Origin of the sequence: Pseudonocardia sp. T1-2H (assembly GCF_038039215.1) — a bacterium.
Classification (GTDB): domain Bacteria; phylum Actinomycetota; class Actinomycetes; order Mycobacteriales; family Pseudonocardiaceae; genus Pseudonocardia.
In genome coordinates this window covers 2,668,351-2,693,434 of the sequence record NZ_JBBPCL010000001.1, presented here as the reverse complement: position 1 = coordinate 2,693,434, position 25,084 = coordinate 2,668,351, and the positions used below count along the sequence as shown (strand labels likewise).

Below are 25,084 nucleotides of genomic sequence, written 5' to 3'. Positions count from 1 at the left end.
TACGGCTACTGTGGTCACATGATGGCGGTGGAACAGTCGCTGCGCAGCCTCCTCGCGGAAGGCGCCCAGGCCGGGGCCTTCGGACCGGGCTCGAAGCTGCCCACCGAACGAGCCCTGGTCGAGCAGCTCGCCGCGCCGCGAAGCGCGATCCGCCGCGCACTGGAGGCGCTCGAGCGCGACGGGCTGGTCACCCGCCACGTCGGCCGGGGCACGTTCCTCACCGAGGCGGTGCTCCAGCCCGTCGAGGGCGCGCCCGCGAACACGAGCCCGGCGGAGATCATGCAGGTCCGCCTGCTCCTCGAGCCGCAGGTCGCCACCCTCGCCGCCCGGGTCGCGACGCAGGCGGATCTCGACCGCATCACCGAGTGCCTCGACGCCGGTGGCGGCAGCGAGGACTTCGAGGGCTTCGAGGCCTGGGACGCGCGGCTGCACCGCGCCATCGCCCAGGCCGCGCACAACGGGCTGCTCATGAACATGTTCGACGTGCTCAACACCGCCCGGGCGCTCCCGGTGTGGGGCACGCTGAAGCGCCGGACGTCCACCCCGGAGCTGCGCCGCTGCTACCACGGCGAGCACAGCGCGATCGTCGACGCGCTGCGCGACCGCGATCCCGCCGGGGCCGGCGAGGCGATGCGGACCCACCTGGAGAACGTCTCGGACAACCTCCTCGGGCGGCACTGACCCGAGCTCCCCGCCGGACGAGGCCCGGAGTGTGGAGTCCGGCCGCGGCGGGCCTCCGCGCCCGCGATCGTCACAGGAACCTGTTCCGGGCATCCCGTCCGCCCCACCCGGTGGGGCGGACGGGACGTGTCCCGGGGTTCAGCCCTTGACGTAGGCGAGCTTCTCGGCGACCAGTCCGTCGCGGACGGTGAAGACGTCGACCCCGCGCACGTGCCCGTCACCCCACGCGTAGCGCCAGCGCGCCACCACCCGGTCCCCCGCCGCGATCACCTCCTCGGTGCTGAACACCCCGTCCGGCGACCCGGTGAACAGCGTCGTCCACGCCGCCCGTACGGCGTCCGCGCCGACGAGGCGGGTGCCGTTCGGCGGAGAGGTGTCCTCGAAGACGCAGTCGGGTGTCATCGCGGCCATGATCGCGTCGACGTCCTGGGCGTCGAAGGCCTTCTGGAAGCGGGCCACGGCGTCGAGCGCGTGCTGCGCCGACGGTCCGCTCGGGGTCTCGCTCACGGCTGACTCCCGAACCGGCCCAGCAGCTGCGCCTGCGGCCCGGCGCCGGGTGCCACGTCGACGCGCGGGCCGATCACACCCGCCTCGCGGTACAGCGTCTCGACGCCGTCGAACCAGGCCAGGACGGCGGTCACGGCGTCCTCGTCGAGCGTCGCCTCGGTGCCGAGGGCGCGGGCGAGGTCCCAGGTGTGCACGAGATGGTCGGCGGCCACCTGCACGGCGTACTCGCGGCCGGGACGGGCTCCGAACGACAGCTGCACGGTCCCCTCCAGCGCGCCCTCGGCCCGGACGGCACCGAGCGCTCTCGCGGCGGCCTCGTCGACCGTGGCGACCGGGTCGTCGCCGAGGAGGTCGCCGTCCAGGCGGTCACCGACGTCGTCGATCGTCGCGCCGCCGAACAACAGCGGCGTCCAGCGCTCCTCGTTGACGACGTGGTTGACCAGGGCGCGGACGTCCCAGCCCGGAAGCGGGGAGGGATCGGCCCAGCGCTCGCCGACGGCGTTCACACGCTCGACGAACCCGCCGCTGCACCGGGCGTAGAGGTCCCGGACGTCCACGGTGGTGAGCACGGTCCTCAGCCCTTCGCGTAGTCGGAGGCGCCCCACCAGTCCACGACCACGACCGGGTCGTCGCCCACGACCCACGCGTCGTGGCCGGACGGCAGTGCGGTGACCTGGCCCGGGGTGGCGTCGAACTCGTCGCCGTCGGCAGTGCGGATCCGCAACGTCCCGGAGACGTGGTACTGGAAATGCGGTGCCTCGCACAGCTCGGTACCCGCGGCGGGCTTCACGTCGACGGACCACCGCCAGCCCGGCGCCAGGGTGAGCCGGCCTATGTCCGCGCCGCCGATGCGCAGCAGGTCGAGCCGGCCGTTCGGGAACTCGCGCGTCTCCGTGGGATCGGCGAAGTCCTGCTGCTCGTAGGGATTGTCCATGACGTCCTCCTCGGATGGTTGTGCTCGTGCCGACGGGGAGGACGGTAGGAATCCGACCTTGCGGTTCGATGGCGGCCGAGGACGATGGCCGCCATGCCGGGCGTGCGTCTGCAGCTGCTCGGGCGGTTCCAGGTCCGTCTGGACGGCGAGGAGGTGCCGCCCGCGGCGTTCGGCGGCCGCAAGGTCCGAATGCTCCTGCGGGTCCTCGCCGTGCGACGCCCCGACCTGGTTCCGCACGAGGTGCTCGCCGACGCGTTGTGGCCCGACCGGCTCCCTGCCGACCCCGCCGCGAACCTCGGCGTGCTGGTCAACCGGGCCCGGCGTGCGGTGGGCGACGCCGCGGTGATCGTCACCGGCACCGGCGGCTACGCGTTGGGCGACTGCACCGTCGACGTCGCGGAGTTCCTCGTGGCGGTCGCCGACGCCCGTACGGCCGTCGGCCACCGGTCCACGCTGCGCGCCGCCTCCACCGCTCTGGAGCTGTGGGGCGAACCGCTCCCCGAGGACACCTACGCGGAGTGGTCCCGCGAGCCGCGGGAGCGGCTGCACCGGGCCCGGGTCGATGTGGGCGAGCTCGCCGCCCGGGCCGCGCTCGCCCTCGGCGATCCGAGGCGCTCGGCCGGCTGGGCGGCCGAGGCCGTCGCCGCGGAACCGTTGCGCGAGTCGGGAGCCCTCGTCCTGGCCGAGGCGCTGGCCGCGGCCGGTGACACGGCCGGCGCGCTGGCCCGGCTGACGGAGCTGCAGCACCGGCTGGCCGAGGAGCTCGGGGTGGACCCGTCCCCGGCCGTCGACGCGCTGCGGATCGCGCTGCTGCGCGGCGAGCGGATCGCCGTCGCGGGGAGACCGGCACCGGCTCCCGTGATGTCGCGCCCCTTCGGTGGCGGCGACCCTGACTTCGTCGGACGCGACGACGAGCTGGCCCGGTTGCGCGCGGACGTGGGGGCGCGCGAGGTCCTGACGCTGGCCGGGGTGGCGGGGGCCGGAAAGTCACGACTGCTGGCCGAGCTGACGCGGGCGGCCTCGCTCCCCGTACTCGCGGCGCGCGCGTTCCTGCCCGAGCGCGCGGAGGCCTGGAGCCTGGCCAGATCGGTGCTGCGCGAGGCCCTGGCCGTCGACGCCGCCGTGGTCGACGGGCTCCCGCCCCGCGTCCGTAGGGCGCTCGCAGGGCTGCTCCCCGAGCTGGACGACGGCGACGGCGCGCACGAGGTCCTCGACGGCGAGAGCCGACGCGCCCTGCTGCTCGCAGGCGGCCTGCGCGTCCTCGAGGCGGCCACCGGGGACGGTGCCCTGCTCGTCGTCGACGACCTGCAGTGGGCCGATCCGAGCAGCCTGCTGCTGCTCGGATCGGCGCTGGCCCGGCTCCACCGCCTCGCCGCGGTCCTGGCGTTCCGCCCCGAGGAGCTCCCGGCCGGGGTACCGGCGGATCTGCGGGGCACCCGCAGCGGCGACGACGTCCTGCTCGGACCGCTGCCCGCCCGAGCCGTCGAGCGGTGGCTGGGTGACGCGGACCTGGCCGCCACCGTCGCCGCCGCCACGGACGGCACACCGTTCGCGGTCACCGAGCTCGTGCGCGAGCTGGTGGCGCGCGATGCCGTCACCGCGCTGCCGGGTGGCGGTTGGGCTCCGCGCTCGGCCGACGCGCTGGCGCTCGCCGCCGAGCTGGGCCGCGCCGGGCAGATCCGGGGCGTGCGGCGCCGCGCCGACCGGCAGACCGGGAACCGCGCCGAGGTGCTGGCCCTGCTCGCGCTCCTGGCCAGGGAAGCGCCCGCGTCGACGGTCGCGCGGGCGTCCGGCCTGCTGACGCGCCCGGTCCTCGAGGCGCTGTCGGCGCTGGCGGCCGCCGGGCTGGTGCGTCTCGGCGAACGCGGCTGGAGCACCGCGCACGACCTCGTCGCCGAGACCGTCACGGCCGGCCTGGACCCCGGCGAGCGCGGCCGCCTGCACGGGCTGCTGGCCCGCGCCCTCGTCGCCGAGCAGGCCGACCCGTCGGAGATCGCCCGCCACCACCGCGACGCGGGCGACGCCGCCGAGGCGGCAGCGGCGTTCGCCGTCGCCGCGGACTCGGCTCTGGCGGCACACGCCACCCGGGAGGCCGTGGCGCTCGCCGACGCCGGTCTCGCGCTCGATCCCCGGCCGCCGATACGAGCGGATCTGCTCGCGGTCCGCGCCGACGCCGGTGCCGCTCACGGCGCCCCCGCGGCCGTGGACGACCTGCAGTCCGCACTCGCATCGACGGACGCCGGTCCGCTCCGGTCGCGCCGGCTGGCCCGACTGGCGATGCTCGTGTTCGGCGCGCAGGACCCGCACCGGGCGTCCGAGCTGGCCGAGCTGGCGCTCGTCGCGGCCGCCGGGGACGATGTCGCCCGCGCCGTGGCCCTGGAGACCGCCGCCATCCTCGACATGAACCTGGACCGCGCCGACCGGGCCCGCGTGCGTGCCGAGGCCGCGCTGGCCCTGCACCGCCGCCACGGTGACGCGGCCGGCGTCGCCCGGATCCTCGACGGCCGCGCCATGGCGACGTTCCTCGACGGCAGGATCACCGAGGCCGTCGAGGTGTTCGGCCGGGTGGCGAACCTGTTCACCGACTCCGGTGAGCTGTTGCGGGTGGTGACTCCCCGCTCGACGCGGGGCCACGGACTGGTGTTCCTCGCGCGGCCGGCCGACGGGCTCGGCGAGGCGACGGCCGCGCTCCACCTCGCCCGAGACCTCGTCGCCCCCGAGGGTCGGGCCTATGCCCTCTGGCACCGGTCCGAGGCGCTGTCCGCGCTCGGTCGGCCGGTCGAGGCCGAGACCGACGCGCTCGAGGCGCTGGCCGTCGCCCACGACATCGACCACCGCGGATGGACGGCGACCGCCCATCGAGCCCGGGGAGTCGCCCTCGCCGTCCGCGGCGAGCTGGACGACGCCGCGGCCGCGTTCTCCGCGTCCGCCCGGGCGGCGGGCGACTCGCTGACCTTGTTCGCCTCCTGGGCCGCGGCACAGGCCGCGCTCGTCGACGTCACGCGCGGAGCGCTACCGCGCGCCGAGGCCGCCGTCGCCCGGGCGCTTGCCGTCGGGCCCCCGCTCGGCCACTACGAGGCCCGCCTCGCGGAAGCCGAACTGCTCGCCGCCCGCGGCGACCCCGCGGCCCGCGACCGAGCCGCATCCGCACTCGGACGCGCGCTCCGCGGTGGACACGTCGCCTCCGCCGCACGCCTGGCGGAACTGGCGGAACACGACGGATAGGTCTCGCGCCGGTTTCAGCGTCGGGAGAGGCGCCGGCGATTGGCGACCACCCGCCGGTGGACCGGGCCGAGGACGCTGCCGACCGCCTTGGCGGTGTCCTTCGGCGGAGTCGTCACCGCGGCCGTCGCGGCCTGGGAGAACGCCTCGACCTTCTCCTGCACCATGCGGATGTACTCCCGGCGGTCCCGGGCGCTCGGCGGCCAGCCGCCCGACACCATGCGAGCCGTCCGATAGGCGATCACCATCGGTGCCGACCAGGCGATCTCCGTGACCTGGAGCCACGGCTTCACCCACCCCGCACCGGGTAGGGAACCAGCGGACGTGCGCCTTCTCTCGGTCATCGGCCCACGCTAGGCCCTGCTTCCCCGCCCGACGCCCTCACCGCGCGGTAACGGGCAACCAGGTGCCAGCCGCGCGATGGGCCCCGGCAGCGCCGGCTACGGCTGGGCGAAGCGGATCCTGATGAGCTACGTCGAGCCGGTCGACATCTCCGACCTGGTCCTGTTCCTGGCCTCCGCCGAAGCCTGCTACGTCACCGGGCAGCAGATCCGCGTCCACGCCGGCTCCCTGCTGAAGTTCCCCCGGGGGCCCGGCAGCCGAGCCTGCCTCAGCGGCGGGCGGCGGCGAACTCGGCGAGCCGGTCGAGCTCGCGGAGGGCCTCGGGCTCCGGGAGGGTCTCGAGGTTCAGCGTGACCTCGTCGACCCCGGCCTCGGCGTAGCCGTCCACCATCTCCGGATCGGGATCCGCGGCGTACACCGTGAACGGCACGTTCTGGCGGCCCTGCTCGGCCAGCCACGCCCGGACGCGGCGGATCTCGTCCGGCGGGGTGTGCGCGCGGGGTAGCCACGCGTCGCCGAAGCGCGCCAGCCGGCGCAGCGCCGCGTCGCTCTCCCCACCGAGGTAGATGGGCGGATGGGGCTTCTGCACGGGTTTGGGCCAGGCGTAGATCGGGCCGAAGTCGACGAACCTCCCGTGGAACTCCGCCTCGTCCTTCGTCCAGATCTCGATCAGCGCCGCGAGCTGCTCGTCCATCTGCGCGCCGCGGGTGCTGGGTTCGGTGCCGTGGTTGCGCATCTCCTCGCGGTTCCACCCCACCCCGACCCCGAAGGCGACCCGGCCGCCGGAGACGAGGTCGAGGCTCGCGACCTGCTTCGCGGTGTGGATGACGTCCCGCTGCGGGAGCAGCGCGATGCCGGTGCCCAGCACGAGCCGCGAGGTCACGGTGCCGACGACGGACAGGGCGACGAACGGATCGAGCGTGCGGTAGTACATCCGCGGCAGATCACCCCCGCCCGGGTACGGAGTCTCCCTGCTCACGGGGATGTGGGAGTGCTCGGCGATGAACAACGAGGTGAAGTCGCGTTCCTCGAGCGCGCGTCCCAGCGCCTCGGGGCCGATTCCCTCGTCGGTGATGAACGTGGCGATCCCGAACTTCATGACCTCGACACCTACCAGATCGGGGGCGGCAGGGTGCGGCAGTCGATCGGTCAACCGATTCAGAGCCGCCCGGATCGTGATCATGATCTGCTGCGTGCGCCGAGACGGCCCAGCCGGATCGGAACACAGGAGGCCTCGACGGGCGATGATTCGAGGGTGCCGCCACTCCCCCGCACCGCCTCCGCGCGACCCGACGCCGCCACGGGACCGTCGCCCGGGGTCCTCGCCGTCGTCCTCGGGTTGCTCTTCGGCCTCGCCGGCACCAGTACCTCGGGTGTCACGGTCGCGCTGCCCCAGCTCGCGGGCGAGCTCGGCATCTCCACGGCGGAGGCCGCGTGGGTGATCAGCGTCTACGCCGTCGCGCTCGCCGTCTCCACGCCGTTGCAGGGCCGGATCGCCGACGCCGTCGGGGTCCGCGGGCCCCTGTGCACCGGGATCGCGCTGCTCGCCGCCGGCGCGATCGGCGCCGCACTCGCTCCGAACATCGCGGTCCTCCTCACCGCCCGCGTCGTGCAGGGCATCGGGGCGGCCGCGATCCCGGTCCTCGCGACGACCCTGATCAGCGCCTGCTACGACGGCCACGCCCGCGGTGCGGCACTCGGCCGGCTCGCCGGCACCGGCGCCGTCCTCTCCGCGCTCGGCCCGCTCGTCGGCGGCGCGGTCGAGGGCCTCGGCGGCTGGCGATGGGCGATCGCGCTGCCGGCCGTGGGGCTGCTCGCCGTGCCCTACCTCTGGCGGGTCGCGCGGGTGCCGGGTGACGGGGCGCGGATCGACCTGCTCGGCGCGCTCGCCGTCGCCGTCGCGGCGACCGGCCTGGTCCTGACGATCCAGTCCCCGTCCGCCGGGCTCGGTGCGGCGCTCACGGGTGTCGCGCTGATCGTCGTCGGCGTGCCGGCGGTGGTGCTGCGCGTCCGCTCCCGGCCGGACGGCTTCCTGCCCCGGTCCGTGGTCACCAACCCGGTGGTCGTCCGGTCGGCCCTCGCCGCGGCCGCGGTTCCCGCGAGCTGGTTCGCCCTCCTGCTGGGCATCCCGATCGCCCTCGCCGCCCGCGGCTGGACCCCGTTGACGATCGGGCTGCTCATGGTCCCGGCCGCCGCGGTCGGGCTCTTCTCCCCGCGCCTCGCCGCCACGCTGCTCGACCGCCTCGGCCCGCGGCGCACCCTGCTCGTCGCCTGCCCGACGACCGCGGTCGGGCTGATCCTGGCCGCGGTCGGCGCCTGGTACGACGTGACCGCCCTGCTCCTCGTCGCCGTCGTGCTGAACACCGTCGCCTTCGGGATCGGCCAGCCCGCGATGACCGCCGCGGTGGGCGGGGCGGTGCCCGCCGAGCGACGGGGCGGAGCGCTCGGCGTCGCCACTCTCGCGTTCCTCACCGGGGCGGGGATCGGCGCCGCGGTCGTCGGCGGCCTCGCCGCGCCACTGGGCATCGGCACCGCGGTCGCCGTCCTCGTGCTGCTCCCGATCCTGGGCGTCACGCTGCTGCTCGGGAGGAACCGAACGGAGCACCCGGCCTGATCGGCGGTGCCCGACCACAGGCCCGGCCCCGGCCCGCGCGATGCGGGCCGGGGCCGGATCTGTTCGACCGTCCCGGGGTCGACGTGAGCTACCCCGCGGCTTCCGCCGCCCCGGCCTCCGCCTCGCCTCGTCGTGGCGGCCGCCGCTCCCGGCAGTAGCTCCCCGGCGGGTCGGAACGGCCGAACGCGCACTCGCCCCGTTCCCGGCACCGCCGGTTGCACGGGCCGATCGTGTCCTGCTTCGCCGCCGCCGCCCTTCGCAGCGCGGCGACGTCGAGCCCGGTCACTGCGCCGACGCCAGCACGTTCTCCTTCTCGCCGGCGCTCATCCCGGGCTTCGCCCCGAGGTCGAACCGCGGACCGGACGGCAGCGTGTTGTGGAAGATCTTGCCGCCCTTGATGACCGTGGTGATCTTGTCGAGGTCCTGCATCACCGTGATGTCGGTGAGCGGGTCGCCGTCGACCACCACGATGTCGGCGAACTTGCCTGCCTCGAGCGTGCCCACCTTGCCCCCGAAGTCGACCAGGGCGCCGGCGTCGCGGGTGGCCGCGACGAGCGTCTCGCGCGGGGTGTAGCCGAACATCTCGACGAAGTTCTGCAGGTCCCGGGCGTAGGTGCCGTGCGGGGTCCAGGCCAGGCCGAAGTCGCCACCGGGCAGCACCCGGATGCCCGCCGCCTTCATCTTGCCGACGCTGGCGATGGTCTCGACCATCTCCTCCTTGTAGCCCATGGAGTCGAGCACGTCGTGGCTGAAGCCGAACTGGGCGCCGTTCTCGTAGAGCCCGACCTGCCAGTGGATGGCCGGGCTGACGAAGATGCGATGCCGCTGCTCGCGCATGCGCTCGAGCGCCTCGTCGTTGAGGTAGTTGGCGTGCCCGATCACGTCGAACCCGGCCTTCATGGCCTGGATCACCGCGTCCGCCGAGCGGGCGTGGCAGAGCATCCGCAGGCTGCGGCGGTGCCCCTCGTCGACCGCGGCGTCGGCCTCCTCCTGGGTGTAGGAGAGCTCCCCGGGCAGGTCGGACTCGATCATGCCCTCGCCGTCGAGGTAGACCTTGACGGTGTCGGCCCCGGACTTGCGGACCGAGCGGATGACCTTGCGGACCTCCCACGGGTTGTCCGCCAGCAGGGCCAGCCCGTCCATGCCGAGCTGCAGGTGGTCCGGGTTCCAGTCGACCATCCCGCCGGTGCCGAGGACGTCCCGGCCGCAGGCCACGTAGCGCGGGCCGGGGGCGACCCCGGAGTTGATCGCGTTGCGGACGGCCACGTCGACGGCGTGCAGGGACCCGAAGCTGTTCGCCGACGTGTAGCCGCAGCGCAGCATCGTCCGCGCGTTCTCCACCGCGTAGATCGTGGTGGCCTCGGCGGTGCAGTTCATGTCCAGGTCCTGCAGGCTGGACGCGTTGAAGTAGGACAGGTGGCTGTGCGCCTCCGTCATACCCGGCATCACGAAACGGCCGCCCAGATCGATGCGGGGCACGTTCTCGTCGACGTCGTCGAACTGGTCCATCGAGCCGACGCGGCGGATCTCGTCGCCCTCGACCCAGATGGCACCGTCGGGGATCACCTCCTCGTCGGTGCCGTCGAAGATGCGGCCGTGGACGAGGAGCATGGACTCGGCGTTGAGCATGGTCACTCCTTGTTGAGGTGGTGGTGCGGGCGTCGTGCCGGGCTCGCGGAGTGCAGGCCACGGCCGGCGGCCGCGCGGGCCGCCTCCTGGACCTGCTCCCCGACGGTGGGGTGGACGTGCACGGTGTCGGCGAGATCCTCCACCGTCGCGCCCATCTCGATGGCCACCGTGCCCTCGGCGACCAGCTCGGAGGCGTGCGGGCCGACCACGTGCAGCCCGAGGACGAGGCCGGTACCGGTCTCCGACACCAGCTGCACCGTCCCGCGCGGGGCGCGCAGCGTGAGTGCCCGGCCGTTGCCGGCCATCGGGATCGTGGTGACGACCGGGTCCAGTCCCTCGGCGCGGGCCGCGGCGGCGGACAGGCCCACCGTCGCGATCTCGGGGTCGGCGAACACCACGGCGGGGATCGCGGCCGGCTGGAAGGTCACGCGGTCCCCGCACAACGCGTCCACCGCGACCGGTGCCTCGGCGTAGCCCTTGTGCGCCAGCGCCGGCCCCGGCGTGACGTCGCCGACCGCGGCCACATGCGGGCGCAACGTCCGATCGGGGGCGACGTGCAGGAGGCCGTCGTCGCCCGGCGTCACGCCGAGCCGGTCGAGGCCCAGCTCGTCGGTGTTCGGGCGGCGGCCGACCGCGACGATCACGACGTCGGCCTTCACCTCGACGTCCCGGTCGCCGCGGCGCACGTGCAGGATCGTGCCCCGGTGCTCGCCGGCGCGGGCGGCCGTGAGCACGGTGACGCCCAGCTCGTCGAGCCGCCGGGCGACCGGACGGGTCAACGCGACGTCGATCTCGGGCAGGATCCGTTCGGCCATCTCCACCAGGGTCACGGACGAACCGAGCTTTGCCAATGCCGTGCCGAGCTCGACCCCGATGTAGCCGGCGCCGACGACCGCCACCGTGGCAGGCAGCTCGGGGAGGTCGAGCGCTCCCGTGCTGTCCAGGACGCGTACGCCGTCGGGTACCAGGTGGGGCAGCACGGCCGGGCGCGAGCCGGTGGCGATGACGACGTCGCGGAACTCGACGAACGCCGCACGGCCGGCGGGCGTGCGGACCACGGCCTGGTCCGGGCGGGTGAACCGGAGGTCACCGGCGAGCACCCGGACCCCGGCTGCGGCCAGCAACGACCGGACTCCCCCGGTCAGCTCGCCGACGATGCGCGCCTTGTGCGCCTGGAAGGCGCCCAGGTCCACCGAACACTCGCCGACGGACAGGCCCGCCGACGCGTAGCCGGCGGCCCGTTCCGCCACGTCGGCCATCTCGATCAGCGCCTTGGACGGGATGCAGCCCGCACGCAGGCACACCCCGCCGACGCCGTCCTCACCGTCCCGGTCGATCACCAGGACGTCGCGGCCGCGCTGGGCGCCGCGCAGCGCGGCCGCATAGCCCGCGGGGCCGCCGCCGACGACGAGCAGGTCGACGGCCTCGGCGATCTCTCCGACGACCATCAGTCCTCCTCGCCCAGCAGCAGCAGCGGGGTGCGGATCAGCCGCTCGAGGGTGTTCACGAAGGCACCGAGGTGCTCGCCGTCGATCAGGCGGTGGTCCGCCGCGACCGCGAGCGGCAGCACCCGGCGCACCGCCGGGACGCCGTCCACCGGGACCACCGCGTCGTGGACCCGGCCGAACCCGGCGATCGCCACCTGCGGAGCATTGATCAGCGGGGTGCCCAGCCAGGTGCCGTAGCTGCCGAAGTTGCTGATCGTGAATGTGCCGCCGGTCGTGTCCTGCAGCGGGAGCGAGCGTTCACGGGCGCCCGCGCCGAGCCGGGCGATCTCCCTGGCCAGGCCGGGCACGCTGCGCCGGCCGGCGTCGCGCAGCACCGGCACGATGAGGCCGTCCGGGGTGGCGGCCGCGATCCCGACGTCGAGACGCCGGTGCAGCGTGACCTCCTCGCGCTCCATGTCGAGGGTCGCGTTGAAGTCCGGGTGCCGGCGCAGGGCCGTCGTCACCGCACGGACGAGCAGCGGCAGCAGCGTCAGCCGCAGCCCCTGCTCCTCGGCGTCCGCCCGCAGGGTGCGGTGGGCGCGTTCGAGCTCGGTCGCGTCGACCTCGCGGAACTCGGTGATGTGCGGGACCGACCAGGCCGCGGTCATGGCCCGGGCGACCTGACGGCGCAGCCCGCGCAGCGGCCGGACCTGGGTCTCCCCCGCGACGGGCTCGACCGGAGCGGTGGCAGGGGTGACGGCCGCCTGCGCGGTGACCGGCTCCGGGCTCCGCGGCGCGGCACCGTCGACGGACCGAGCGCCGCCGGCCATCGCGGCGCGGACGTCGTCGAGGACGATCCGGCCGTTCGGTCCGCTGCCGGTGAGCTCGGCCAGCTCGATGCCGTGCTCGACCGCCAGCCGGCGGGTGCTCGGGGCGGCCAGCACCCGGCGGCGGCCGGCGCCGGGGCGGGCCGGGGACGCGGGCACGGCCCGACCGTCGACGGCCGGAGCGGTGGCGAGCGCGGGTTCGCTCGCGGGCGCCGGCTCCACGGCGTCGGCTCCCGAACCCGTCGCCTCGAACGTGAACAGGGCCGACCCGACCGGGACGATGTCCCCCGGCCCGTGCGCGAGCTCGGTGATCACCCCGTCGGCCGGCGCGGGCAGCTCGACCTGTGCCTTCGCCGTCTCGACCGTCACGACGGGCTGGTCGGCGCGGACCTCGGCCCCCGCCGCCACCAGCCACTCGACGATCTCGGCCTCGGCGAGGCCCTCCCCGATGTCGGGGAGCCGGAACACGGTGGTGCTCATGCCGCCTTCACCGTCGCCCTCGCCGCCGCGACGACCCGGTCCACGCCGGGCACGAAGTGGTCCTCGATCCGGCCGGGCGGGTAGGGGGTGTCCGGCGCGGCGACCCGCGCCACCGGGGCCTCGAGCGAGTAGAACGCCGCGTCGTTGACCGTCGCCACGACCTCGGCGCCGAAGCCCGCGCTGAGCGGGGCCTCGTGCACGACCACGCAGCGGCCGGTCGCCGCGACGGCGTCGGCCAGACCGGCCTCGTCGAGCGGCACCAGGGTGCGCAGGTCCACGACGGCGGCGGAGATGCCCTCCTCGGCCAGCGCCTCGGCGGCCTTCTCGGCGACCTGGACCGCCGCGCTCCACGCGACGAGCGTGACGTCGGTGCCGTCGCGGGCGACTCGCAGCTTCCCGAACGGCACCGGAGCGTCGCCGTCCGCGACCTCCCCGGTGACCAGGCGGTAGCCGCGTAGTGGCTCGCAGAACAGCACCGGGTCCGACGACCGGACCGCGGTCTGCAGGAGCCCCTTGGCGTCGGCCGGGGTGGCCGGCATGACCACGGAGAGCCCGGGGCTCTGCACGAACTGCGCCTCGAGGGCCTCGGAGTGCAGCTCCGGGGTCCGGACCCCGCCGCCGAACGGAGCGCGGATCACCACCGGCATCGGGAAGCGGCCCTGCGAGCGGTAGCGCATCCGGGCCAGCTGGGCGCCGATCTGGTGGAAGGCCTGGTGGCTGAAGCCGAGGAACTGCATCTCGGCGATGGGCACCAGTCCGGCGGCCGCGAGGCCGATCGCCGCGCCGACGATCGAGGCCTCGGCGAGAGGCATGTCGACGACGCGGTCCGGGCCGAACTCGTCGAGCAGGCCGTCGGTGGCGCGGAAGACGCCGCCGAGCCGGCCGACGTCCTGCCCGAGGACGAGGGTCCGCTCGTCGCGGGCGAGCTCGCCGCGCAGCGTCGTGTTGATCGCCTGGAGCATGTTGAGCCGGGTCATCGGGTTCTCACCTGGGCCTGGAGTTCGGCGCGCTGGCCCTGCAGCCGGGGCGACAACGTCTCGGTCACGTGCTCGAAGAGGTGCTCGACACCGGGCGGTTCCATCGCCTCGACGGTCCGCACCGCCTCGTCGATCCGGGCGGCGATCCGCTCGCGCACCGCGGTGTCGTGGGCGTCGTCCCACAGCTCGCGCGTCCGCAGGTGGGCCAGGACGCGACTGATCGGGTCCCGCGGCGCCCACGCCTCCAGCTCCTCGGCGGGCTGGTAGCGGCTGGCGTCGTCGGCGGTGTTGTGGTCGCCGAGCCGGTAGGTCAGCGTCTCGACCAGCGTCGGGCCCTCACCGGCCCGGGCGCGGGCCACGGCGTCGGCCACGACCTGGTGAACGGCGAGCAGGTCGTTGCCGTCGACCAGGGCACCGGGGATCCCGTAGCCCGGCGCGCGGCCCGCGAGCGTCGCCGCGGCGGACTGCCGGGCGCGCGGGGTGGAGATCGCCCAGCCGTTGTTCTGCACGACGAAGACGACGGGCGCGCGCAAGGTGCCGGCGAGGTTGCAGGCCTCATGGAAGTCGCCCTCCGACGAGGCGCCGTCCCCGCAGAAGACCGCGACGACGCTGTCGCGGCCCTGCAGCGCGTGGCCCCACGCGAGCCCGACGGCCTGCGGGAGCTGGGCGGCCAGGCCGATCTGGATGGGCAGCACGTTCACGCCCTCGGGTGCGGCGCCGCCGCGCGGGTCACCGAGGAAGGTCAGCATGAACTGCTCGAGCGGCAGGCCCTGACGAAGCAGCGCGGGCAGCTCGCGGTACTGCGGGACGACCCAGTCGCGGGCCGGGTCGAGCGCGAACGCCGCGCCCACCACGGACGCCTCCTGCCCGCGGACCGGCGAGAACGTGCCGAAACGTCCCTGGCGCTGCAGGCTGAAGCCCTTCTCGTCGAAGGCGCGGGAGAAGAGCGTGAGCTCGCAGGCGTCGCGGAGCTGCTCGTCGGACAGGGCGGCCTCGCGGCCGGGCTCCAGCTCGCCGTCGGGGCGCAGCACGGTCCACGGGGTCGCCTCCCCGTGCTCGGGGCGGAACTGTGGGGTGAATCCGGACATCGGTACCTCTCGTGGCGGCTGCGGGGCAGCCGGGTTCTGGGGAGACACGGCGGTCACCAGCCGCCGTAGGCGAGCCAGCCGCCGTCGACCGGGATCTGGGCCCCGGTCATGTAGGAGGCCGCGGGCGACGCGAGGAACGCGACGACCTCGGCGACCTCGGCCGGGGCCGCGAGGCGGCCCAGCGGGGTGCGGCGCTCGATGTCATCGGCCGAGAAGCGGCCGCTGCTCATGGTCTGCTCGACGAACGGGGTGGCCACGTAACCGGGGTTGACCGACAGGACGCGGACTCCGCGGTCGGCCCACTCGACGGCGAGCGACTTCGTCAGCCCGTCCAGGCCGTGCTTGGCGGTGGAGTAGGCGGTGCGGCCGGGGATCGCGGTCGCCCCCAGCACCGACGAGACGTTGATGATCGTCCCGCTGCGGGCCGGAAGCATGACCCGCGCCGCCGCCTGGGCGCAGTGGAACGGCCCGGTGAGATTGGTGGCGAGGACGGTCGCCCACTCCTCGGGGGTGATCTCCTCGGCGGCCCGGACCAGCGGGATGCCGGCGTTGTTGACCAACACGTCGAGACGGCCGTAGGCCGCGACGGCGGCGTCGACCAGGATCTGCCCGCCCTCGGGCAGGCTCACGTCCGCGGCGACGCCGACGGCCTCGTACCCGGCCGCCACGATCTCGTCGGCGGCCTCCTTCGCGCGTCCGTCGTCGCGGGAGTTGACCACGATCCGGGCGCCTCCGGCGGCCAACCGGCCGGCGATGGCCCTGCCGATGCCCGAGCTGGAGCCGGTCACGATCGCGACCAGGCCGGCGACCGAGGCTTCGGGGGGTTTCGACTGCACTGTCGTCAAGGGGTGGCCCTTCTGACCGCAGGGGTCATCGCCCGAGGAGGCGGCGCCTCCCCGGTGGGGGGTGCTCTTCTGCCCGGACGCGCGGTCTCCCCACGTCACTCGCTGTGGTCCGCGTCACCGTCCAGGAACGTGCATCAAGCTTCGGCCGGGCGCCCCCTCCCGTCAATGGCGACTCCTCGGTCCTGAACATCCGGAACTCGGATGGCCCCCGCGGCGCTACCGGAGATCGATGGTCGTGTCCGGCACGGGCGTCCCGAGCAGGGTCTCGAGCAGCGCCGACGCCGCCGGGGAGCCGGCCAGGGCCGGTGCCCAGTACACGCCGACCTCGCGGTATACCCGCGGGGAGACCCCGACGACCGCCACGCCGTCGGTCCGGACGCTGTCGATCGCGAGCCGGTTGGTGAAGCCGAGCGCGAGCCCGCTCCGGACCAGGCCGACGAGGATCTGCGGCTGGTCGGACAGGAACCGGATCTGGGGTTCGATGCTCTTCCGGGTGAGCAGCCGGAAGGCCTCGGTGTCGTAGCGCAGGTCGTGCCCGGAGACGACGAGCTGCTCTCTGCGCAGATCCGCCAGCGCCGCGGTCTCCTGGTCCGCCAGGCGGTGCCCCAACGGGACGACGAGGCACATCGGCTCCCGCCACAGCAGCCTGTGGCTCAACGAGTGGGTGCTGCGCGGCGGCGGCAGGGTCGGCCGGACCGCGAGCAGGGCGGGCCCCTGGTCCAGGGCCCGGTCGATGCCGCGCACCGCCTGTTCGACCAGCTCGACGCGGATGCCGGGGAAGTCCTCGGAGAAGCGGCGGAGCACCTCGGGCACGAACGCGGCGCCGGCGCTCGGATAGGTCGCGAGCGTCACGTCACCCCGGATCAGGCCCTGCACCGAGGCCATCGCGGCCCGGCCTGCGTCGAGTTCCTCGACCATGGCCCGGGCGTGCGTCACGAGGGCCTCCCCCGCCGCGGTCAGCCGGGCCGGCCGCTGGTCACGGTCGAACAGCTGCGCGCCGAGCTCGCGTTCCAGCGAGGCGATGTGGCTGGAGATCCGTCCCTGGGACCGGTAGAGATGGACGGCCGCCGCGGTGAACCCGCCCCGGTCGACCACGGCGAGGAACGCATGAATCCACTCGATCTGCACGATTGCCGATCCTCGCCCCGACGGATCCCCCGAGCAGCGGGACCCCGGTCACATTCGCCGCGGGGCGCGCGAGTCATCTCAGGACAGCTGTGCACACCGACCTCTCGTCACGCTCCCCGGAGATCACAGCGGGTTCGTCGGCTCACCCGGCGAGTTCGCCGCGGCGCTGCGACCGCTCCTGTCCGCTCGGCCCGGCCCCGCCGGGTGAGCCGCTCCCGGAGTCAGGTACCGCAGAACGTGCGGTAGGTGCCGAAGCTCGGCGGGGCCGGTAGGGCGTACGACTCCAGGCCGGGCCGCACCTCGAAGGGTCGCGCGAGCACGTCGAGCAGCCGGTGGAAGGGTTCCATGTCGCCGGCGGTCGCCGCGGCGAGCGCCTCGTCCACCAGATGGTTCCGTGGCACGTAGACGGGGTTGACCCGGTCCATGGCCTCCGCGGTCTCCCGCGGGTCGGCCGCACGGGACGCCAGCCGTGCCCGCCACCGGCCCGACCACGCGTCGAAGGCGTCGGGCTCGGCGAAGAGCGCTCGCGCGGGCGCCGCGTCTCCGCGCAGCGACGACGACAGCGCCCGGAAGAAGGAGGTGAAGTCGACCCGCTGCGCCTTCAGCAGCGCCAGCAGGTCCTCGATCAGCGAGCCGTCCTCTTCGTCGGTGCCCGGGATGCCCAACTTGGCGCGCATCCCGTCGCTCCGGTACCGGCCGTAGCGGTCCGCGAACGACGACAGCACCTCGGTGGCGGCCTCGACCGCGGCGTCCGTGTCCGCATGGATCAGGGGCAGCAGCGTCTCGGCCAACCGCGCCAGGTTCCACTGCGCGATGCCCGGCTGGTTGCCGTAGGCGTAGCGGCCGCCGTGGTCGATCGAGCTGAACACGGTGGCGGGGTCGAAGGCGTCCATGAACGCGCAGGGGCCGTAGTCGATGGTCTCGCCGGAGATCGTCATGTTGTCGGTGTTCATGACGCCGTGGACGAACCCGACGAGCATCCAGCGGGCGATCAGCGACGCCTGCGCGTCGACGACACTCTCGTAGAGCGCGAGGTACGGGTTCTCCGCCTCGGCCGCGTCGGGGTGGTGGCGGGCGATCACGTGGTCGGCGAGGCGCCGCACGAGCGCGGGGTCCTGCCGCGCCGCCGCGTACTGGAACGTGCCGACGCGGACATGGCTCGACGCGACCCGGGTCAGCACCGCGCCGGGCAGCATCGTCTCCCGCACCACCTGCTCGCCGGTCGCCACCACCGCGAGCGCGCGGGTGGTGGGGACGCCGAGAGCATGCATCGCCTCCCCGACCACGTACTCCCGCAGCATCGGCCCGACGGGTGCCTTCCCGTCACCCCCGCGCGCGAAGGGGGTGCGGCCCGAACCCTTGAAGTGCAGGTCGCGGCGGCGTCCGTGGACGTCGAGCACCTCGCCGAGCAGGAGCGCGCGGCCGTCGCCGAGGCGGGGCACGTACCCGCCGAACTGGTGGCCGGCGTACGCCTGGGCCACCGGCGACGCGCCCTCGGGCGTGGCGTTGCCGACGAGGACGGCCACACCCTCCGGCGCTCTCAGCGCCTCGGCGTCGACACCCAGCTCCGCGGCGAGCTCCTCGTTGAGCGCCAGCAGTCGGGGCGCGGGAGCCGGCGCCGCCTGCCAGGGCTCGCACAGCGCCCCCAGTTCACGGGCATAGGAGTTGTCGAACGTGAACAACGACCCGACCGCGACGCTCATGCCACCGAGGCTAGCCCGACGCTGCGCGATCACGCCGGGGCGGCCGCCGGCGTTCGAGGCGGCCGTCGAGGACCCACGACGCATCGGTGCTCGCACCGTCGGCGACGGCGTCGAGGAAGAGGTCGAGGCACCCGCGGCCTGTAGGCCGGGCCGGCCTATTCGAGGGGCCCGTTCTTCACCAGACCACCGGCCGGGCCTTCGACGAAGCGGGGGTCGAGCTGCATGAACTCGCTCTCCATGCCGTTGGCGCCGTCGGGACGGTTGTCCCCGTTGACGCCGTCGACGAGGGACCGGACCGCCGTCTCGGCCGTGGCCTGCCCGGCGTCCACCCCCTGCAACGGGCTCTGGGTGTCCTGGGCCGCGTAAGCAGCTCCGACGCCGACGAGCGGCAGGACCGCGACCCCGACGGCGACCGCGATCAGCGAGCGACGCGTGCGTGCGTTCATCAGTACATCCTTCGAGTCGTTCGACAGTGTCGGGTCCGGGATCCGACCGGACCCCGCGTCACATGTTCTCGGCGCCGGCCTTGATCGCCTCACGGATGCGGTTGTAGGTCCCGCACCGGCAGATGTTGCGGATCTCCTCGATCGCGTCCTCGTCCACGTCGCGGCCCTCGGCCTGGCACTGCCTGACCTTGGCCACGGCGGCCATGATCTGGCCGGGCTGGCAGTACCCGCACTGCGCCACGTCCCGGTCGATCCAGGCCTGCTGCATCGGGTGCAGCTCGTCGCCGTCGGCGAGCCCCTCGATCGTCGTGACCTCGTCGTCGGGCTTGACGTCGCAGACCCGCACGGAGCACGGGTTGAACGCCTTGCCGTTGATGTGGCTGGTGCAGGCCTTGCAGACGTTGATCCCGCAGCCGTACTTCGGACCGGTGACGCCGAGCAGGTCCCGGATCACCCAGAGGAGACGGACGTCGTCGTCGGTGTCGACGGTGACGGACTTGCCGTTGAGCTTGAAGGTCTGCGTGGGCATGTCGCGCTCCTCAGTACGTGGTCTCGAGGCCGTTGGTGGGCGACGGCGGGATCGGCGGCACGGTCGGGTACGGCTCGAACGGGAGCGGGTCCTTGTGGTTGATCGGGAAGTACTCCGGGAGCTTCCCGGTAGCCCGCGCGTAGGCGTTGGCGATCGCGCCGCAGGTGGCCGCCACGCCGAACTCGCCGACGCCGCCCGGCTCGTCCGCCGTCGAGTCCATGACGATGATGTTCATCTCCGGCGGGGTGTTCCACTGCCGGGTGTAGAAGTAGTTGTCCCAGCTGGCCTCGACGAAGTGGCCGTCGTCCAGGTGCAGGCTGGAGGTCAGGGTCATCGCCAGCGCGTCGTTGATCCCGCCCATCATCTGGGCTTCGATCCCGCGCGGGTTGATCACCAGGCCGACGTCGACGGCGTAGGTCACCTTGGTCACGCGCGGACCGGTGACGCCCTGGCGGATCCTCCGGTTCACCGTCTCCGGCCGGCAGTCGATCTCGACCAGGCAGGCGGCGACGCCCTTGTACTCGGTGTGGAAGCCGAGCCCCTGGGCGGTGCCCTTCTTCATCGAGCGGCCCCAGTCGCCCTCCTCGGCCACCTTCTCCAGCACGGCCCGCATGCGGTCGTTCTTGAAGAACTCCATGCGGAACTCGTACGGGTCCTTGCCCATCTTCGCCGCGATCTGGTCGACCATCAGCTCCCGCGCGGTCGCCACGTCCGGCGAGTAGATGTTGCGCATGCTGGAGGTGTTGAATCCCATGTCGACCTCGTTGAGCAACCGCGTCGACACACCGAAGTTGTAGGGCGTCACCTGGGTCAGCTCGAAGATGCTCTCCGAGAGGCTGAGGTTGCCGAGCACGGGCGTCTTGAACACCGCGGCCGTGATCGGCTCCCCGAGGCCCGGGCTGACCTCGGTGGCGACGCTGGTGTGGCGCAGCTCGAAGCTGAGGACCGAGTCGGCGGCGACCGACGCGCGGACCCGCGTGGTGGCCAGCGGGTGGACGCGGCCCTGGCGGGAGTCGTCGGCGCGGGTCCACATCAGCTTGACGGGCTTGCCCATCTTCTTCGACACCTCGGCCGCCTCCAGCGCGGCGTCGAAGAACAGCTTGCGCCCGAACGAGCCGCCGCCCTCGGTGACGTGCACGGTCACCGCGCTCGAGGGCAGCCCGACCTTCTTCGCGATCTCGGCCTGGGCCGCGATCGGGTTCTTCATCGGGCCCCAGATCTCGGCCCGGTCCGAGCGGACGTCGGCGATGGCGCAGTTGGTCTCCAGCGAGCTGTTGCTCCGGAAGTAGAACGTGAAGGAGCCCTCGACCGTCGTACCGCCCGCCGCCGGCACGGCCAGCGGGAGCTCGCCCTTCTTGACCTGCGCGAGCACCGACTCGTCGTTCTCGCCCGCCACGGTGCCCGCCGCCCACTGCACCCGCAGCGCGTTGACGCCGTCGATGGCCTGCCCGAACGTCTTCGCCCGCACCGCCACCCCCGTGCCGACCATCTCGACGTCGGTGACGCCCGGCATCGAGCGGACCTCGTCGATGTTGTCGACGTCCTCGGGGTAGCCGTTGAGGTCGGGCGCCCGGCAGATCACCGTCGGAAGCGCGTCCGGGATCTGCAGGTCGGTGGCGAAGGTCTTCTTGCCCGTCACGATGGCGCGGGCGTCGGTCTTGTTCTGCGACTTCCCGATGATCCGGAAGTCTTCCTTCGGCTTCAGCGTGACCTCGACCTGCTCGGTCACCTGGTTGGCAGCCTTCTCGGCCAGCGCGCTGAACGGCAACGACCGGCCGCTCGCCCCCGTGATCACGCCACTGCGGCTGGTCAGCACGGCGACGTCCTGCCCCAGCTCCGCGGCCGCCGCCTTCAACAGCTGGCCGTGGGCGAGCGCGGCCGCCACCCGGATCGGCGTGTAGGTGGCGAACGTGGTGCTCGAGCCGCCCGTGATCTGGTTGAACAGCAGCTCGGGGCGTGCGTCGGCCAGGGTGACCTTCACCTGGTCGACCTCGAGGCCCATCTCCTCGGCGATGATCATCTGGGTCGAGGTGATGATCCCCTGCCCGTTGTCGGACCGGGGCAGCGCGAAGGACACGGTGCCGTCGCGGTTCACCTCGATCCGGATCAGGTTCGCCGTCGGGCGCGCCGCGTCGCGGAGCGTGTCGAGGAGGTCGTAGAGCTCCGGCGTCTGGGGGCCCGACGGGATCGAGGCGGCGGAGGCCTCCGAAGGACCCCAGAGCGACTCCCGGGTGAGCTCGGCGGCCACGACGAGCGTGGGTGCGGCAATCAGGTAGCCGAGGAACCGTCGCCGGCTGGCGACGTGGCGTCCCAGACCGGCCTTCTCGTCCGGGCTCCGCCGCGTGGTGGGCGCGCGATGAGCGGGCATCGTTGTCCTCTCCGACCTACCGGCGGGCCGCGAAGGGGGGAGCGGGCCCTGCCGAAAGACTGTGTGCCCCGCCCAACGGCGTGACCGTTCGACAGTTACGTCGAGCCGTCCGAGCGGAATGTCGCACTTGACAAACGCCGACGGGGCCGACGGGCGAGAATGCGCAGGTAGCCGCCCTGGCGGCCTCCATCGGTCGCCGTAGATGCGGCGTCAATCATCAATTCCATCCGCAGCTGCGAGTGGGCAACCTTGACCGGAACTACCCGATCGGGTTAAACCGGAGTCGGGTCGCGCGCCACCACCGCGTCGCGGCGTACCACCTGGCGTTCGGGCTCTGCCGGCGATCGGTGACGTCTCAGGTCAGACTCCGCATCCGTTGCGGTACACCGTCCTCCCCGTGAAGGTCCGGCCCGCCGAGTCCAGCCGCCGGATCGCCGTCCGGACGCACGATCCGGTGGCCGGCGGCATGGGCGTGGCCCGACGCCAGCGCCCACCTGACCGCCGCGGCCACCGTCGCCCGATGGTCGGCGTGCACGCATCGCAGCGCTGCCTCCAGGGTGTGCGCCGCCGTCTGCGGGAGTCCGTAGAGCCCGTATGCCTTCCGACCACGTCGCCGGGTCACGGCTGATGTCCCAGTCCCAGGACCCCCCATCCCGGTAGCGCAGGTGGTCACCGAAGAGGTCGGACACCAGCGATCGCGCCTGCAAGCGCACTTCCCTCGGGCCGGGGCGAGCCCGTCCGCCGCCGAGAGTGCCGGATCGTCGACGCCCGTCCTGCACACGTCGCATCCCGGGCCCGGCCGCCGGAGCACGTTTGTCGCTCGCCGACCGCGGGAACCACCATGGCCCGGCCGTCGGGGACGCACCCTCCCGCGTCCAGCGCGGCCACCACGTCTTCAAGGAGGGACCACGATGGGACTCGACGACAAGATCGACAACAAGGCCGAGGAGCTGAAGGGCAAGGCCAAGGAGGGCGTGGGCAACGCCACCGACGACGAGGGCCTCGAGGCCGAGGGCAAGGCCGACCAGGCGTCCGGCAACATCAAGCAGGCTGGCGAGAAGCTCAAGGACGCCGCCAAGAACATCGTCGACAAGTAGCGACCCCACCAGCGGGCCGAATCCCTCAGCGGGGTTCGGCCCGCTCGTGTGTCCGGCGCCGGTCACCGTGCTGTGCAGCATCGCCCGCCGGCCACTTCCGCCCGTTCCGGCTGACGTCGGGCACGTCGGCAGCGGCGTCGGATCTCCCCGCGGAGACCTTCGAGGACCACGGCGGGATGAGCCGGCCGGACCCCGCACCAGGTCAGGTTCGCCGATCGAGACCGACGTCGAGAGCGTCCGCCCTCTGTGGCGAGGGGGCGTCGCTCGGTTGGCGTGGCGACCCCTCGCGTTCGCATTAGCACCCAGTGTGGTCGCTGTGCATCGTTCGGGGCGAGGAGCGCGCAACCGGGTAGCGCCGGACACGACGCGAAACGCTGCGGCCCGCCCACCGGCTGTCTACCGGTGGCAGCGCGAGGGCGATGTTCCCCGAGGACCCGGTAGGGCTGAAGCGGTAGGGCTGAAGCGCCTATGGCCCGAGGAGCTCGACCGAGGCCGCCGCACAGGACCGTGACCGCGTTCCTGTTCTGCAACAGAAGGTGAGGGAATCAGCAATGGGCGACTGGCGTGGCTCCTCGTGAATTGATCCATGCTTCGCGCGGGCGGGACGGGACAGGCCGTGTCACAGCCCTCGTACGGGTTTCGTCGTGCTCGGCGTACAGGTCGATGGCCTGCAGTCGCTACCGGTTGACCGACGACCGGCACACCGTCCGACATAGACGATGCACGCATAGACGATGCACGAAACGATCTCGGGCAGTCGGTGGGTGCGGCCGCCGGGATCGTCGAGACCGTGATTCTCCTGTCGAGGCTATGAGCGCCTAGTTCCGGCGCCACCCGCGTCGGGTGACGTGGACGCACGTCACCGAAGCGGCCGCGGCCGATGCAGGCAAGCAGCGCGAAAACGGACCATACGTGAGCTCGGAGATCGGGTTCGAGCACCAGCGTGGGGGCTAATGATGCAACAGCTCTTGGATGCCAAATGGAGTTATGTCACCCGCAGGGTGGCTGATCGTGGGGCGGTCGGGCTGGGGAGTCTTGACCGTGAGCCGCGGTTGGGGGATCTCGTGGCGGCCAGGGTGATGGACGTGCGGGCTCATGATCATATCGAGGACACGAATGGCCGGCAGGTCCGGCTGTATCCGGGAGATGTGGTGACGGGGGGGTTCGGAAATCGGTATGCGACCGATTACTACGAGGGGTATCTGCCGACGGGGACTGTGGCGCACCTGTTGACCGCGGGCGGGGTGGTCGGGCGGGTGGCCTCGGCGCACGCGCGGCGTGGTGAGCCCACGGTCCTGGAGGTGCTGGGCTTGTTGGCCGATCGTTCCGGTCGGCCGTTGTCGATGGACGGATGTGCGATGGCGGCGCCCGTGTCGGCGCGGGCGGAGTTGGGCACGTTCGTGGTGGTGGGTTCGTCGATGGGGGCGGGGAAAACCACGACGGCCGCGGCGTTGGTGCAGGGGTGGTCACGCGCCGGGTTGCGGGTGGGGGCGGGCAAGGTCACCGGTTCCGGAAGCGGGAAGGACCGGTGGATGTATCAGGACGCCGGGGCGGCCGAGATCGTGGATTTCCTGGATTTCGGGATGGCGTCGACGTTCGGTTATCCGCCGCAGCGGTTGCGGGCCACGATGGTCGGGATCCGGGACGCACTGGTCGGGCGTGGTGCGTCGGTAGTGGTGTTGGAGATCGCCGACGGGTTGTTGCAACAGGAGACCCGGGGGTTGGCCGCAGGTTTGGTGGGGTTCGCGGACGGGGTGGTGCTGGCGGTCGCCGATGCGCTCAGCGCCGTGGCCGGAGTCGGGATCATGGCAGATCTCGGCGCCCCGGTGCGGGCGGTGAGTGGGTTGGTGACCGCGAGCCCGTTGGCGTCGCGGGAAGCGGCGGCGGCGACCGGGCTTCCGGTGTTGTCGCCGCAAGAGCTGATCGCCGGTGGTGCGCTGGAACTTTTGAGCTGTGCGGCGGTCACGGCATGACCCGCGCCGCGGTCTACCTCCCCGACCGGCGCGGCTGCTCTGACGGGCGCAACCGGTCTGAGGGCCGGGCCGGGCCCGGGCGGCTCGGGGAGGTCGAACTGGATGTCCTCGAGGTCGGGTCGGCGCACGTGGTGTTGCCCGAGGCCACGGTCCGCGACGAGCGCGGCGGAGCGTTGTTCACCGGCTGCGGGCTCGGCGGAGCGTTGGTGTTCGACCCTTCGGCCGGGGGTGGTCCGTCGGCCGGTGCGGCGGCCGACCGGGCGGCAC

General features: G+C 73.3%; 22 protein-coding genes. 5 read left to right on the top strand and 17 right to left on the bottom strand.

Features of this window, described 5'->3' with window-relative positions; translation table 11 throughout:
- Positions 1-18: 18 nt before the first annotated feature.
- Positions 19-681 carry a FadR/GntR family transcriptional regulator gene (locus tag WBK50_RS13455; protein ID WP_341335938.1) on the top strand — a complete coding sequence of 221 codons (663 nt, stop codon included), beginning with the start codon at positions 19-21 and terminating at the stop codon, positions 679-681.
- Positions 682-819: 138 nt separating this feature from the next.
- Here the strand turns inward: WBK50_RS13455 and WBK50_RS13450 are convergent, their stop codons facing one another.
- Genes WBK50_RS13450 through WBK50_RS13440 form a run of 3 tightly spaced genes read right to left on the bottom strand, consistent with a single transcriptional unit; the run spans position 820 to position 2,122 of the window.
- Complete coding sequence (locus WBK50_RS13450; RefSeq protein ID WP_341335937.1) at positions 820-1,188, bottom strand: nuclear transport factor 2 family protein; 369 nt, start codon at positions 1,186-1,188, stop codon at positions 820-822.
- A complete protein-coding gene (locus tag WBK50_RS13445) occupies positions 1,185-1,757 on the bottom strand; it encodes a TIGR03086 family metal-binding protein (protein ID WP_341335936.1) in 573 nt (190 codons plus the stop codon). Before WBK50_RS13445 ends, WBK50_RS13450 begins: the two co-directional genes overlap by 4 nt.
- A 5-nt stretch (positions 1,758-1,762) precedes the next feature.
- Positions 1,763-2,122, bottom strand: coding sequence for a cupin domain-containing protein (locus tag WBK50_RS13440; RefSeq protein WP_341335935.1), 360 nt, complete (start codon positions 2,120-2,122; stop codon positions 1,763-1,765).
- Between the two features lie 93 nt (positions 2,123-2,215).
- Here WBK50_RS13440 and WBK50_RS13435 point away from each other — a divergent pair, with 93 nt between their 5' ends.
- On the top strand, positions 2,216-5,347 hold the full coding sequence (locus WBK50_RS13435) for a BTAD domain-containing putative transcriptional regulator (protein ID WP_341335934.1): 3,132 nt from the start codon (positions 2,216-2,218) through the stop codon (positions 5,345-5,347).
- A 14-nt stretch (positions 5,348-5,361) separates the two neighbouring features.
- Here WBK50_RS13435 and WBK50_RS13430 read toward each other — a convergent pair whose 3' ends face one another.
- On the bottom strand, positions 5,362-5,637 hold the full coding sequence (locus WBK50_RS13430; protein ID WP_341335933.1) for a hypothetical protein: 276 nt from the start codon (positions 5,635-5,637) through the stop codon (positions 5,362-5,364).
- Between the two features lie 317 nt (positions 5,638-5,954).
- Entirely contained in the window at positions 5,955-6,785 is an 831-nt protein-coding gene (locus WBK50_RS13425) for an LLM class F420-dependent oxidoreductase (protein WP_341335932.1), read from the bottom strand.
- Between the two features lie 156 nt (positions 6,786-6,941).
- Here WBK50_RS13425 and WBK50_RS13420 point away from each other — a divergent pair, with 156 nt between their 5' ends.
- Positions 6,942-8,300, top strand: a complete 1,359-nt coding sequence (locus WBK50_RS13420; protein WP_341335931.1) for an MFS transporter — start codon at positions 6,942-6,944, stop codon at positions 8,298-8,300.
- An 88-nt stretch (positions 8,301-8,388) separates the two neighbouring features.
- Here WBK50_RS13420 and WBK50_RS13415 read toward each other — a convergent pair whose 3' ends face one another.
- The 12 genes from WBK50_RS13415 to WBK50_RS13360 form a co-directional block, all read right to left on the bottom strand.
- On the bottom strand, positions 8,389-8,586 hold the full coding sequence (locus tag WBK50_RS13415; protein WP_341335930.1) for a hypothetical protein: 198 nt from the start codon (positions 8,584-8,586) through the stop codon (positions 8,389-8,391).
- Entirely contained in the window at positions 8,583-9,929 is a 1,347-nt protein-coding gene (locus tag WBK50_RS13410; protein WP_341335929.1) for a metal-dependent hydrolase family protein, read from the bottom strand. The genes WBK50_RS13415 and WBK50_RS13410 overlap by 4 nt, the downstream gene beginning before the upstream one ends.
- 2 nt (positions 9,930-9,931) lie before the next feature.
- Positions 9,932-11,377: a dihydrolipoyl dehydrogenase gene (lpdA, locus tag WBK50_RS13405; protein ID WP_341335928.1), complete on the bottom strand. Its 1,446-nt coding sequence runs from the start codon at positions 11,375-11,377 to the stop codon at positions 9,932-9,934.
- On the bottom strand, positions 11,377-12,663 hold the full coding sequence (locus WBK50_RS13400) for a dihydrolipoamide acetyltransferase family protein (protein WP_341335927.1): 1,287 nt from the start codon (positions 12,661-12,663) through the stop codon (positions 11,377-11,379). The genes lpdA and WBK50_RS13400 overlap by 1 nt, the downstream gene beginning before the upstream one ends.
- On the bottom strand, positions 12,660-13,640 hold the full coding sequence (locus WBK50_RS13395) for an alpha-ketoacid dehydrogenase subunit beta (protein ID WP_185721762.1): 981 nt from the start codon (positions 13,638-13,640) through the stop codon (positions 12,660-12,662). Before WBK50_RS13395 ends, WBK50_RS13400 begins: the two co-directional genes overlap by 4 nt.
- A complete protein-coding gene (locus WBK50_RS13390; RefSeq protein WP_341335926.1) occupies positions 13,637-14,728 on the bottom strand; it encodes a thiamine pyrophosphate-dependent enzyme in 1,092 nt (363 codons plus the stop codon). Before WBK50_RS13390 ends, WBK50_RS13395 begins: the two co-directional genes overlap by 4 nt.
- Positions 14,729-14,781: 53 nt before the next feature.
- Positions 14,782-15,564 carry an SDR family NAD(P)-dependent oxidoreductase gene (locus WBK50_RS13385; protein ID WP_341339376.1) on the bottom strand — a complete coding sequence of 261 codons (783 nt, stop codon included), beginning with the start codon at positions 15,562-15,564 and terminating at the stop codon, positions 14,782-14,784.
- 225 nt (positions 15,565-15,789) lie between these two features.
- Positions 15,790-16,701, bottom strand: coding sequence for a LysR family transcriptional regulator (locus WBK50_RS13380; protein ID WP_341335925.1), 912 nt, complete (start codon positions 16,699-16,701; stop codon positions 15,790-15,792).
- Between the two features lie 221 nt (positions 16,702-16,922).
- Positions 16,923-18,404, bottom strand: coding sequence for a protein adenylyltransferase SelO (locus WBK50_RS13375; protein ID WP_341335924.1), 1,482 nt, complete (start codon positions 18,402-18,404; stop codon positions 16,923-16,925).
- Positions 18,405-18,559: 155 nt separating this feature from the next.
- Complete coding sequence (locus WBK50_RS13370) at positions 18,560-18,850, bottom strand: hypothetical protein (protein WP_341335923.1); 291 nt, start codon at positions 18,848-18,850, stop codon at positions 18,560-18,562.
- Positions 18,851-18,908: 58 nt separating this feature from the next.
- Positions 18,909-19,379: a (2Fe-2S)-binding protein gene (locus WBK50_RS13365; protein ID WP_341335922.1), complete on the bottom strand. Its 471-nt coding sequence runs from the start codon at positions 19,377-19,379 to the stop codon at positions 18,909-18,911.
- Between the two features lie 10 nt (positions 19,380-19,389).
- Positions 19,390-21,747, bottom strand: coding sequence for a molybdopterin cofactor-binding domain-containing protein (locus WBK50_RS13360; RefSeq protein ID WP_341335921.1), 2,358 nt, complete (start codon positions 21,745-21,747; stop codon positions 19,390-19,392).
- 911 nt (positions 21,748-22,658) lie between these two features.
- Here WBK50_RS13360 and WBK50_RS13355 point away from each other — a divergent pair.
- The gene (locus WBK50_RS13355; protein WP_341335920.1) at positions 22,659-22,844 is read left to right on the top strand and encodes a CsbD family protein; all 186 of its coding nucleotides are present in this window, start codon (positions 22,659-22,661) and stop codon (positions 22,842-22,844) included.
- Between the two features lie 953 nt (positions 22,845-23,797).
- Complete coding sequence (locus WBK50_RS13350; protein WP_341335919.1) at positions 23,798-24,817, top strand: DUF1611 domain-containing protein; 1,020 nt, start codon at positions 23,798-23,800, stop codon at positions 24,815-24,817.
- Positions 24,818-25,084: the final 267 nt, after the last annotated feature.